This window comes from Streptomyces sp. NPDC005202 (genome assembly GCF_040608235.1).
Taxonomy (GTDB): Bacteria; Actinomycetota; Actinomycetes; order Streptomycetales; family Streptomycetaceae; genus Streptomyces.
The window spans coordinates 74010-86035 of record NZ_JBEXHW010000014.1; the positions used below are offsets into that span (position 1 = coordinate 74010).

The 12026-nt window shown below is 71.3% G+C and carries 9 protein-coding genes and 1 pseudogene; 5 read left to right on the top strand and 5 right to left on the bottom strand.

Features of this window, described 5'->3' with window-relative positions; all coding sequences use genetic code 11:
* Positions 1–69: 69 nt before the first annotated feature.
* The 3 genes and pseudogenes from ABZV31_RS21310 to ABZV31_RS21320 form a co-directional block, all read right to left on the bottom strand.
* Positions 70–1512, bottom strand: a complete 1443-nt coding sequence (locus ABZV31_RS21310; RefSeq protein ID WP_355896027.1) for a glutamate decarboxylase — start codon at positions 1510–1512, stop codon at positions 70–72.
* A gap of 36 nt (positions 1513–1548) precedes the next feature.
* Complete coding sequence (locus tag ABZV31_RS21315; protein WP_355896030.1) at positions 1549–2832, bottom strand: ion channel protein; 1284 nt, start codon at positions 2830–2832, stop codon at positions 1549–1551.
* Between the two features lie 107 nt (positions 2833–2939).
* Positions 2940–3384 (bottom strand): annotated as a pseudogene (locus tag ABZV31_RS21320) (YbjQ family protein).
* Positions 3385–3535: 151 nt separating this feature from the next.
* Between ABZV31_RS21320 and ABZV31_RS21325 the strand changes: the two are divergent.
* Positions 3536–4540 (top strand): VTT domain-containing protein, encoded by a 1005-nt coding sequence (locus tag ABZV31_RS21325; protein ID WP_355896033.1) that lies wholly within the window; start codon positions 3536–3538, stop codon positions 4538–4540.
* Positions 4541–4625: 85 nt separating this feature from the next.
* On the opposite strand, the gene ABZV31_RS21330 is transcribed toward ABZV31_RS21325, so the two are convergent.
* Positions 4626–6329, bottom strand: a complete 1704-nt coding sequence (locus ABZV31_RS21330) for a threonine/serine exporter family protein (protein WP_355896036.1) — start codon at positions 6327–6329, stop codon at positions 4626–4628.
* A gap of 117 nt (positions 6330–6446) precedes the next feature.
* Positions 6447–6938: an inorganic diphosphatase gene (locus tag ABZV31_RS21335; protein ID WP_355896039.1), complete on the bottom strand. Its 492-nt coding sequence runs from the start codon at positions 6936–6938 to the stop codon at positions 6447–6449.
* A 79-nt stretch (positions 6939–7017) separates the two neighbouring features.
* Here ABZV31_RS21335 and dacB point away from each other — a divergent pair, with 79 nt between their 5' ends.
* The 4 genes from dacB to hpt all read left to right on the top strand — a co-directional run bounded on the left by dacB (position 7018) and on the right by hpt (position 11864).
* The gene (dacB, locus tag ABZV31_RS21340; protein WP_355896042.1) at positions 7018–8604 is read left to right on the top strand and encodes a D-alanyl-D-alanine carboxypeptidase/D-alanyl-D-alanine-endopeptidase; all 1587 of its coding nucleotides are present in this window, start codon (positions 7018–7020) and stop codon (positions 8602–8604) included.
* A 164-nt stretch (positions 8605–8768) separates the two neighbouring features.
* A complete protein-coding gene (locus ABZV31_RS21345; RefSeq protein WP_355896045.1) occupies positions 8769–9899 on the top strand; it encodes a zinc-dependent metalloprotease in 1131 nt (376 codons plus the stop codon).
* A 192-nt stretch (positions 9900–10091) separates the two neighbouring features.
* Positions 10092–11228 (top strand): tRNA lysidine(34) synthetase TilS, encoded by a 1137-nt coding sequence (gene tilS, locus ABZV31_RS21350; RefSeq protein ID WP_355896048.1) that lies wholly within the window; start codon positions 10092–10094, stop codon positions 11226–11228.
* A 75-nt stretch (positions 11229–11303) separates the two neighbouring features.
* Entirely contained in the window at positions 11304–11864 is a 561-nt protein-coding gene (gene hpt, locus ABZV31_RS21355; RefSeq protein WP_355896209.1) for a hypoxanthine phosphoribosyltransferase, read from the top strand.
* The last annotated feature ends 162 nt before the right edge of the window (positions 11865–12026 follow it).

The window sequence follows — 12026 nt, forward strand, 5'->3', positions numbered from 1 at the left end:
CGTGGTGGAAGCCGGAGGTCGGCAGCGCGCGTGCCTAGTGGTGGAAGCCGGGGTCGGCAGCGCGCGTGCCTAGTGGTGGAAGCTGGTGGCCGCCTGCCTGTCCCGGGTCAGCGGATGCTGCTGCCGGCGCAGCTCCGGCAGCAGCCGGCCGAGGTCCTCCACGAACAGCTCGGCGAGGTCGACCGAGAAGCCGTTGCGGCAGACCACGCGCAGGACGGACAGGTCCTCCCGGTTCGGCGGGAAGGTGTAGGCGGGCACCAGCCAGCCGTTCTCGCGCAGCCGCCGGGAGACGTCGAAGACGTCGTACGCCTGCACCTCGGGCGCCGTCGTGAAGGCGAACACCGGCAGTTCGTCGCCGCGGGTCAGCAGCCGGAAGTCGCCCAGCGCCTCGATCCGCTCGGCGAGCCCGCGCGCCACGTCCCGGGTGGACTGCTGCACCAGGCGGTAGCCCTCGCGGCCCAGCCGCAGGAACGTGTAGTACTGCGCGACGACCTGTGCGCCCGGCCGGGAGAAGTTGAGCGCGAAGGTCGGCATGTCGCCGCCCAGGTAGTTGACGCGAAAGACGAGCTCCTCGGGCAGCGCCTCCTTGTCGCGCCACAGCGCCCAGCCGACGCCCGGGTAGACCAGGCCGTACTTGTGTCCCGAAGTGTTGATCGAGGCCACGCGCGGGAGGCGGAAGTCCCACACCAGGTCCTCGTCGAGGAAGGGCGCGACCATCGCGCCGGACGCGCCGTCCACGTGCACCGAAATGTCGAGTCCGGTCCGCTCCTGGAGGTCGTCCAGGGCCGCACACAGGTCGGCGATCGGCTCGTACGACCCGTCGAAGGTGGAGCCGAGGATGCCGACGACCCCGATGGTGTTCTCGTCGCACAGGTCGGCGGCCGCCTGCGGGTCGAGATGGAAGCGGTCGCCCTCCATCGGGACCTGGCGGGCCTCCACCTCCCAGAAGTTGCAGAACTTCTCCCAGCAGACCTGGACGTTGACCCCCATGACGAGGTTCGGGCGGACGTCCTTCGCGGGATACCGGTCGGCGTTGCTTCCCGAGTTCCTGGACGGCCTGGGGGAAGCCGTGGCCCACCGCCGCTTGAGCGCCATCCCGGCGAGCATGCACGCCTCGCTCGACCCGGTCGTCGAACAGCCCACGGCGGCCGCCGGGTCGGGCGCGTTCCACAGGTCGGCGAGCATGGCCACGCAGCGCCGCTCCAGCTCGGCGGTGCGGGGGTACTCGTCCTTGTCGATCATGTTCTTGTCCTGGCACTCGCTCATCAGGACCCCGGCCTGCGGCTCCATCCACGTCGTGACGAACGTGGCGAGATTCAGCCGGGAGTTGCCGTCCAGCATCAGCTCGTCGTGCACCAACTGGTACGCCGTCGTGGGCGGCAGCGGCGCGTCCGGGAGCCGGTGCTTGGGCGGGGCCTCGATCATGCCGCCGACCGGGTTCGCCTCCCCGTAGAGGGGGTTCACGGACATGGGGCGCTCGTCGGGCTTCTCGTGGCCTTGGTGGAGCGGCATGGACGGTCTCCTAGGGGATCAAGAGAGTCGGGGCGGTCACCGGATCGCCGTCCCGTCCTCCCGCAACTGCATCTGCGGCCGCCCGGTCACCAGCAGCCAGGCCGGCAGCGAGGCGATGCACAGCAGGGTGAGGATCGCCGGCGAGGCCACGAGGACCGCGGCCGTGAACAGGCTCACCCAGCCCTGCCGGGTGACCGCGAGGAGCATGCCGAGCACGCCGCACGACACGCCCACCGCGGGATTCACCGCGGGCACGGAAGCGTGGGCGGTGAGGCCGAGGGCGACGCCGACGAAGACGGCCGGGAAGATCCGCCCGCCGCGGAATCCGCAGGATGCTGCGACGAGCAGCGCGGCCAGCTTCACCACCGCCATCGTCGCGAACTGCCCCGCCGACCAGCCGTCCGGGTTCTGCGCCAGCTCTTCCATCTCGCCCAGTCCCTTGAAGAGCGTCAAGTGCCCACCCAGGGCCGCCAGAAGGCCCAGGACGAGCCCGCCGGCCGGAAGCGCCAGCATCGGGTGGCCGAGCCGGGAGAAGGCGGCGTGGACGTACGGGAAGGCGTAGACGGCGCACATGCCGAGCAGCGCGGCCGCGGAGGCGATCACCAGCGCGGTCAGCACATCGCCCCAGTGGATCCGGTCGACGCGGGGCAGGTGCAGTTCGAAGGCCGGACGGGCCACCAGGGTGGTCGTGATGGCGCCCGCGGCCCCGGCGACCAGCGGCGCGAAGACGTTGTCCCACAACGCCCCCTTCGCCGGCCGCCCGGCCAGCGCCTCGGAGATGACCAGCGCGGCGGCCACCGGAGTGCCGAACAGGGCGCCGATCGTCGCCGCCTCCGCCAGCGCCGGCCACACCCCGCCCGGTAACCGGGGAACCAGCCTGCGGCCCAGCCAGAGCGCGAGCCCCACGTTCACCGCGATGATCGGGTTCTCGGGGCCGAGGCTCGGACCGCCCGCCAGCATCAGCGCCGTCGCCAGCAGCAGACTCGGTAGCACGGCCGGCGGCAGCGGTACGGCCTGCAGCCCCATGGTGGCCGGGTCGGGTCCCGCGTGCCCGGGCACCTTCCACACCACGAGCCCCACCAGGACGCCGGTCGCGGTGAGCATGATGAGCATCCATGCCACGGAGTACCGGCCGACGCCCAGCGCGTCGGGCAGGTTCGTCCACAGCACGTGCTGCAGCCGCTCGGCCAGCCCGCTCACCAGGAGCAGGAGCAGGCTCGCGCCGACGCCGACGGCGAGTGCGGGCAGGATCAGCGGCAGCAGGGCGCGTGCCGGGGCCGACGGAGCGGCTGGCGCCTGCTGAGCGGTGTCCTGGGCCACACGCTCACCATAAACGGATCAAGCAGACAAAACGGGCGCAACATCCGGAGGGAGGAACGTCGAGGCCCGTCGCCCGTGGTCCCGACCAGGGCCAGGGCCAGGGCGCCCTACTCCCGGGCCACGACCATCGCCGTCCCGTAGGCGCCCACCTCCGTGCCGACGTCCGCCGCCTCGGTCATGTCGAAGCGGAAGGCCAGCACCGCGTTGGCACCACGCGCGCATGCCTGCCCGACGAGACACAACGCGCGTGCCTGCCCGACGAGCCGCTCCACGGCCTGGTTGCGGGTCTGCACCAGCGTCTTGGTGAGCCCCTTCAGCTCACCGCCGATCATCGACTTCAGGCCCGCGCCGATCTGGCTGCCCAGGTGCCGGATGGGGTCTCCCCTGCTCGAGCGCAGTCGAGAGCTTGGGGAAGCACGGTCAGCCCGAAGACCTCGCCGATGACCTGCTGCACGTGGTGGTCGGGTAGGTCGTTCGTCGTAGGTCGTTCGTCGTCACGACCGGCACGTCCGACTGGGGACCCTGGCCGCCGCCGTAATCATCGACGCCCATGACCCACAGCTTCGTCCCAGCCGCCCCACAGTGCATCCCGGAGACACCCGCGGAACCTGGGGCGGACACATTACGTTGATAGCTTTGTGCGGCAGTACGCGGAGGCCGTACCGCAGCCGTATCTTCCCCACCCCCTCAGGAGCCCGGAACCGTGACGACGCTTGCCCTCGGCCCGAGCTGGCTGGATCCGAACTATCTCCTCGACACGTTCGGCATCTGGGGCCTGCTCCTCATCGTATTCGCCGAGTCCGGCCTGCTCATCGGCTTCTTCCTGCCGGGCGACTCCCTGCTGTTCACCTGCGGCCTGCTGATCACGTCCCACCAGCTGGACTTCCCCCTCTGGGGGGCGATCGTCCTCATCTGCCTCGCCGCGATCCTGGGCGACCAAGCGGGTTACATGTTCGGCAAGAAGGTGGGCCCGTCCCTCTTCACCCGCCCGGACTCCCGCCTGTTCAAGCAGGAGAACGTCACCAAGGCGCACGAGTTCTTCGAGAAGTACGGCCCCAAGTCCCTGGTCCTGGCCCGCTTCGTCCCCGTCGTGCGCACGTTCACGCCGATCATCGCGGGCGTCAGCGGCATGCGCTACCGCTCGTTCCTCGTCTTCAACGTCATCGGCGGCGTCCTGTGGGGCGCGAGCGTCACCCTGCTCGGCTCCTGGCTGGGCAACATCGCCTTCGTCAAGAACAACATCGAAGCGATCCTCATCCTGATCGTCCTCGTCTCGGTGATCCCGATCATCATCGAGTTCCTGCGGGCCCGCTCCAAGGCCAGGAACAGCCCTCAGGAGCCGGCTCCGGCCCAGCAGGAGCCACCGGTCCAGCACCAGCAGCCGGTCATGGACGACGCGACGACCCGGCTGCGCCGCGTGGAGCCGACGTACGAGGACCAGCCCCAGCAGCAGCCGTACGGCTCGGACCAGGGTTACGGCCAGGGCTACGACCAGTACTACGGCCAGTCCCAGCAGCCCTACGCCCAGCAGTACCCGCAGCAGCAGTACCCGGACCAGCAGCAGTACCCCGAGCAACAGCAGTACCCCGAGCAACAGCAGTACCCGCAACAGCAGTACCCGCAACAGCAGTACGACGGCCGGCAGGGCGCCTACGACCAGGACCAGCAGCAGTACCCGTACAACCAGGGCTACTACCGCGCCCCGTAGGGGCGCGGTGAACTGCGCGACCAACCACGAACAACCCGCGGTCGCCCTCCGCCGGAAACGACCCGGGCTCCAAGGCGCCCGGCGCTCAGAACCCCCGGGTCCGCTTGGCGGCCCGGCGCTTGTCGGCGGAGCCGATCCGCAGGAACAACCGCGAGATCTCCGACCCCAGATTCACTCCGATCGCGATCGCCATCGCGAGCGACACCGCCTTGGCCAGGGACACAAGCCCCTTGTCGATGTTGTTCTGCGCGATCGACAGCAGACCGAAATACGTGGCGGACCCTGGCAACAGGGGCCCGATCGCGGCCGTCGTGTACGGCAGCGCGGACGCGAACCGGTACCGGGACAGCAACTGCCCGAACAGTCCCACCAGGCCCGCCGCCACCGCCGTGGAGGCCACCGGCGAGATGTCGGCGACGTAGTGCATCGCGCCGTACACCGACCACGCGACACCGCCGTTGAGCGTCACCCACAGCACCGTGGCGCGCTCCTGCTGCAGCAGCACCGCGAAGGTCAGCGACAGCAGCATCGACGCGGCGATCTGCAGCACCGGCCGCTCGCTGATGCCCAGCGCCGCGTCGGGGTTGAGCTGGGCGCCCAGCTTCACGCCGAAGTACAGGACCACCAGCACTCCGGTGACGATGCCGACGAAGAAGTACATGACCTCCAGCAGGCGCGCGGAGGCGGTGATGTAGAAGCCGGTCAGCCCGTCCTGCACGCCCGCCACCAGCGCCCGCCCGGGCAGCAGCGCGAACAGCCCACCGGTGATGACCGCGGACGCCTTCACGTCGACGTGCGCCACCGTGAGCGCGACGCCGAGCGCGGCCGGCGGCATCGCGGCGATCGTGAACTGGTAGAACTCCGGCAGCCCGCGCCCCGCGCACAGCCACGCCAGCCGGTCGCCGAGCATCGCGCCGAGCGCGGCCGCCACGAAGACGATCACGTCGCCGCCGACGAGTACGGAGGCCGCGCCCGCGAGCAGCCCGGCAGCCCCGGTCAGCGCCCAGCCGGGGTACGGGTGCCGGTTGCGGCGGATCTCGGCGAGCCGCCGGTAGGCCTCCTCCAGGGAGACGTGGGTCTCCGGGTCGCTGAGGTCGTCGACGAGCCGGTAGACCGCCGCCAGGCGCGTGTAGTCGGTGCCCCGGCGCCGTACCGTCCGCGACGCCGACACGGGGTCGTCCACCAGGGACGGCTGGTACGAGACCGACAGCAGAGTGAAGGTGACGTTCGGCTCGCAGCGGTCCAGGCCGTAGGACCGGCAGACCGCGAACATCGCCGCCTCCACGTCCTCGGCGCCCTCACCGCCCGCGAGCAGCAGCTCGCCGATGCGCAGGGTCAGGTCGAGCACGCGCGGGACGGCCGGGCCGCCCTCATCCGCCTTCTGCACCGGCTCGGGCGCCGGCCGCTCGGTCACCGGCATACGCAGCATCGTGCGCATCCGGTCCTGCCAGGGGACGTCCTTGGGCAGGCTGACCACGGGAATGCCGCTCCGCGGCGTGAAGGCGGGCGGGGCCTGCCGGGCGCTGTAGGTGCTCGGCGGGCTGAACGCGGACCCCTCGGGCTCCGCGGCCGGCGGCTCCGGGACGCCCAACCCTTCCGGGATCGCAAACTCGGAGGTGGTCTCGGACTCGCTCCCGGCCCGCGGGACGGCCAGCCCCTCCGGGACGGCGAACTCGGACGTCGTGGACGACTCGCCGTCGACCGCCGGAGACACCGACGCCCGTGCGGGAGCTCTGAACGCGCTCCTCGCCTCGTCCGACTGCGGCTTGCGGTCCTCCGCATCCGTCACTGAGCAACGCTCCCTGAACGACGCCTTCCGTAAGCCTCAGTATGCGCACCGGTATGCGGAAGGGCCGCGTCACTCCCGTAGGGGTCACGCGGCCCGTCAGGCAACGCGGCAGCGGTCTCAGTGACCGCCCTGCTCCTTGGCACGCTTGAGGGAACGCTCGATCTCCGCCTCGGCGTCGGCGCGGCCGACCCAGTCGGCGCCCTCGACCGACTTGCCGGGCTCCAGGTCCTTGTAGACCTCGAAGAAGTGCTGGATCTCCAGGCGGTCGAACTCCGACACGTGGTGGATGTCCCGCAGGTGCTCCACACGCGGGTCGGACGCCGGCACGCACAGCACCTTGTCGTCGCCGCCGGCCTCGTCCGTCATCCGGAACATGCCGATCGCGCGGCACTTGATGAGGCAGCCGGGGAACGTCGGCTCGTCCAGGATGACCAGCGCGTCCAGCGGGTCGCCGTCCTCGCCGAGGGTGTTCTCGACGAAGCCGTAGTCGGCCGGGTAGCTGGTCGAAGTGAAGAGTCGACGGTCCAGGCGGATACGACCGGTCTCGTGGTCGACCTCGTACTTGTTCCGCGAACCCTTCGGGATCTCGATCGTAACGTCGAACTCCACCGGTGGCTCCTCCATGATCAGCACATAGTTCTGGTGGTTAAGTGTCCCTCACGCAGGTGTGTGATCGCGAAAGGGGCTGGTGGTCGTGCCGGAGCTGAGGGCCTGGCGGGCCGCGAGGCCGCGTCTGGCACGGGTCGCGCGGGCCGCACGGCCGCATCTCGTACGGGCCGCGCAATCCGTGAAACCGTGGGTCACGCGGCTCACGCAGGCCGCGCGGCCGCGGATCGCGAGGCCGAAGACCTGGCAGTACACGGCGGGCGCCGCCACCGCCGGGCTGGCTCTGGCCGCCGGTGTGGTGACCGCCGCCGGCCCCTGGGACTCCTCCGGTCAGCGTACGGCCGAGCGGGACTGGGCCGCCGTCCAGGAGCGCGGGGGTGGCATAGATCACGGCCGTAAGTCCGATACGTCCGATACATCGGCCGAGGAGCCGCGGCCCGCGCCCAGCGCCGCCACGGTGCTGGTGGGTCTCGGCAGCGCCGGCAACCACGTGAAGTCGGCGCCCACCGGACCCGCCCTCGCCGACGTCCTGGGCCCGCTCCTGATGGACCCGGCGCTCGGCACCCGCCACTCCGCGGCGGTCGTCGACGTCGCCACCGGCAGGCGGCTCTACGGCCACGCCGCCGACGACGCGCTCACCCCCGCGTCCACCACGAAGATCGCCACCGCCGTCGCCGCCCTGTCCGCCCTGGGTGCCGACCACCGCCTCACCACCCGCGCCGCCCTCGAGCCCGACACCGGGGAGCTCGTCCTGGTCGGCGGCGGCGACCCCACGCTCACCGCCCGCAAGGACGCGCAGGGCTGGGCGAGCCTGCGCACCCTCGCCGACGACACGGCGGCCGCCCTGACGAAGCGTGGCGTGAACAAGGTGACGCTGTCGTACGACACCACCCTGTACGCCGGCCCCGAGCTCCACCCCATCGGCGTCAACGACAATCTCGCCCCGGTCAGTGCCCTGATGGCCGACGAGGCACGCACCGACGACTCGACGAGCGGCCCGGCCACCCGTGCGACGGACCCGGCGGCGGACGCGGCCCGCACGTTCGCCCGCTTCCTGGGCGACCACGGCATCAAGACCACGTCCCCCGGCCCGTCCAAGGCGACGAACCGTGCGGAGACCCTCGCGACCGTCTCCTCGCCCCCGCTGTCCACCCTGGTCGAACGCATGCTGACCAACAGCGACAACGACATCGCCGAGGCCCTGGCCCGCCAGACCGCGGCCGCATCGGGCGCACGGGCCGACTTCGCGGGCGGCGCGGCGGCGATCGCCGGCCGGCTGCAGAAGCTCCAACTGCCGTTGAGGGGCGCCGCCTTCCATGACGGCAGCGGCCTGAACCGCGACGACAGACTGACGGCGGACCTGCTCACGGCGCTGCTGACCAAGGCCGCCGACCCGACCCACCCCGAACTCCGCCCCGTGCTGACCGGCCTCCCGGTGGCCGGCTTCACCGGCACCCTGACGAGCCGCTACACGGACGGCGCGGCAGGGCTCGTACGGGCCAAGACGGGCACGCTGACGGGCGTGAACGCGCTCGCGGGAACGGTCGTGGACCAGGACGGCCGCCTGCTGGCGTTCGCCTTCCTGACGGAGAACACGACGAGCACGGAGGCGGCCCAGGCGGCTCTGGACAGGACGGCGACGGCTTTGGCGGCCTGCGGCTGCAGGTAGGCACATGGCCGCGGGCACGGCCGGGGTACGCCTACTGCCCACGGACGCCCACCCCAGTCAACGCATGCACCCCGGCAGCAGCACCGACCCCCCTACGAACAAACGCGCCCCGAGCCGACCTCCACGGCCTGCCCCAAGCCGCAGCGCTCACGTACCGTTGACGCATGACGAGCATCGGTGGTGCCGCATCTTCTGGGATGGTCGACTGGAATCTCGCCGTCGCGACCGCGACCCGGCTCGTACGGCCGGGCCCCGAGGTGACCCGCGACGAGGCGCGGGCCGTCGTCGCGGAGCTGCGCCGGCATGCCAAAGCCTCGGAGGAACACGTCCGGGGCTTCACTCGTCTGGGCGCCGAGGCCCACGACACCCCGGTGCTCGTGGTCGACCGCCCCGGCTGGGTCCGGGCGAACGTCGCCGGTTTCCGGGAGCTCCTCAAGCCGCTGCTCGACAAGATGGAGCAGCGGCGCAGCAACACCCCCGGTGGCGCGGTCCTCGGCGCCGTCGGCGGCAAGGTCACCGGCGTCGAAGTCGGGATGCTGCTGTCGTTCCTCGCCTCCCGCGTCCTCGGCCAGTACGAGACCTTCGCCCCGGCCGCCCGCGACCTGCCGGCCGGCGAGAACGGCGGCGGCCGGCTGCTGCTGGTCGCGCCGAACATCGTCCACGTGGAGCGCGAACTCGACGTAGAGCCCCACGACTTCCGCCTGTGGGTGTGCCTGCACGAGGAGACGCACCGCACGCAGTTCACCGCCGTTCCCTGGCTGCGTGACCATCTCGAGGGCGAAATCCAGTCTTTTTTGGCGGAGACCGACGTCGACCCCATGACCGTCCTGGAGCGCATCCGGGAGGCCGCCCAGTCGCTTGCGGGCGGCCGCCCCGAGGGCGAGGAGGACGACGGCGGCCGGTCCCTGGTCGAGCTGGTGCAGACCCCGGCCCAGCGGGAGATCCTCGGCCGCCTCACCGCCGTGATGTCCCTCCTGGAGGGCCACGCCGACTTCGTGATGGACGGGGTCGGCCCGGACGTCGTACCGACCGTCTCGGAGATCCGCGAGAAGTTCCAGCAGCGCCGGGCCAAGGGCGCCTCGCGCCTGGACATGGCCCTGCGCAAGCTGCTGGGCCTGGACGCCAAGCTGCGGCAGTACCGGGACGGCGAGCGCTTCGTCCGCGGGGTCGTCGAGCAGGTCGGCATGGACGGCTTCAACCGCGTGTGGACCTCCCCCAACACCCTCCCCACCAAGGCGGAGATCGCCAAACCGGCGGACTGGGTCGCACGGGTGCACCGCAAGGCCGAGTCGTGAACATCGTGGGGAAGACGTGAACCGAATCCGGCCGACGGCAGGCGAACGCCCCTCCAATCACCCGTCCGAGGGACCGTGAGCCATGGGTAGGCGTGCAATGCTCGGGGAGCCGCCCGTTTCTGTCACCATCTACACACTCTGAGTGACCGAACTCGGGCTCACCCCCCGAAAACTCCGTGAAGGGAACCGGACATGGGTCCCCATCCTGCGGTCGCGGCGATACGCCTGGCGGTTCGCCGCGTCCTCCACGACATCCTCATCGAACAGACCTCGCGGCACCCCGAGCCGCAGGCCGCGCACGCCTCGCCGGGCCTGCACGGCTCGCCGCCCGCGCAGGCCCCGCACGGCGCGCAGATCCCGGGCAGCGGCGCGCAGGCCCCGGGCAGTGGTCCGCAGACCCCGCACGAGCGCCCGCCGTCGCCGCTCGTGCTCGTGGCCTGCTCCGGCGGCGCCGACTCCATGGCGCTCGCCTCCGCCCTCGCCTTCGAGGCCCCCAAACTCGGCATCCGCGCGGGCGGCATCACCGTCGACCACGGCCTGCAGCCCGGCTCCGACCTGCGCGCCGAGGAGGTCGCCCTGCGGATGCGCGGACTCGGCCTGGACCCGGTGGAGGCCGTCGCCGTGACCGTCGGTCGCGACGGCGGACCCGAAGCGGCCGCCCGCGACGCCCGCTACGCCGCCCTCGACGCCGCCGCCGAACGCCACGGCGCCGCCGCGATCCTCCTCGGCCACACCCGCGACGACCAGGCCGAAACCGTCCTGCTCGGCCTCGCCCGCGGCTCCGGCATCCGCTCCCTGTCGGGAATGGCCGCGGTCTCGGGGGCCGGCGGCCGTTACCGCCGCCCCTTCCTGCACATCGACCGGCAGACCGCCCGCAAGGCCTGCATGGTCCAGTCCCTCCCCGTCTGGGACGATCCTCACAACGCCGACCCCGCCTACACCCGCTCCCGGCTCCGCCAGGAGGGCCTGCCCGCCCTGGAGAAGGCCCTCGGCAAGGGCGTCGTCGAGGCCCTCGCCCGCACCGCCCGGCTCTCCCGCGACGACGCCGACGCCCTCGACGCCTGGGCCAGCCAGGCCGAGACCACCGTCCGCGACGCCACCGGCCGCCTGGAGTGCGCCAAGCTCTACGCCCTGCCCCCCGCCGTGCGCCGCCGCATTCTGCGCCGCGCCGCCATCGAGGCCGGCGCCCCGGCCGGATCCCTGTTCGCCCGCCACATCGAGGAAGTCGACCGACTGATCACCGGCTGGCGCGGTCAGGGAGCCATCAATCTCCCCGGCAAAGTCGTCGCCCAGCGGCAGGGTGGCAGACTGGTGATTCGGCAAGGCTGAAATCCCTCCCCCTCGGGGAGGTGGCCGGTCTCCCCTCCGGGAGGGGCCGGGTGGCCGGTGGGACGACCGAAAGTGATGCGGGTGGACGCGAAAGACATGGGCACCGACCTCAAGCAGGTGCTCATCACCAAGGAAGAGATCGACGCGAAGCTGGCCGAACTGGCCGCGAAGATCGACGCGGAGTACGCGGGCAAGGACCTACTGATCGTCGGCGTCCTCAAGGGCGCGGTCATGGTCATGGCAGATCTCGCCCGGGCGCTGTCCACCCCCGTCACCATGGACTGGATGGCCGTGTCCTCCTACGGCGCGGGCACCCAGTCCTCCGGTGTCGTACGGATCCTGAAGGACCTCGACACCGACATCAAGGGCAAGCATGTCCTGATCGTCGAGGACATCATCGACTCCGGCCTGACCCTGTCCTGGCTGATCTCCAACCTCGGCTCCCGTGAGCCGGCCTCCCTCAAGGTGTGCACGCTGCTGCGCAAGCCGGAGGCCGCCAAGGTCGCCATCGACGTGGAGTGGGTGGGCTTCGACATCCCCAACGAGTTCGTCGTCGGCTACGGCCTCGACTACGCCGAGAGGTACCGCAACCTCCCGTTCGTCGGTACGCTCGCGCCCCACGTCTACGGCGGCTGAACCCTGAAGGGCCCAAGCCCCGGACGATGATCGGGAACCCCGGCGGACCTCGCGCCGTTGGAGCATGCAGACGGGAATGCCAGTCCTCCCGTGCGGCTTCGCGCGACAATGCTGGGGTACCGTCAGAAGAACTGTCTTATCAAACTCACTATGGCAGGAGGG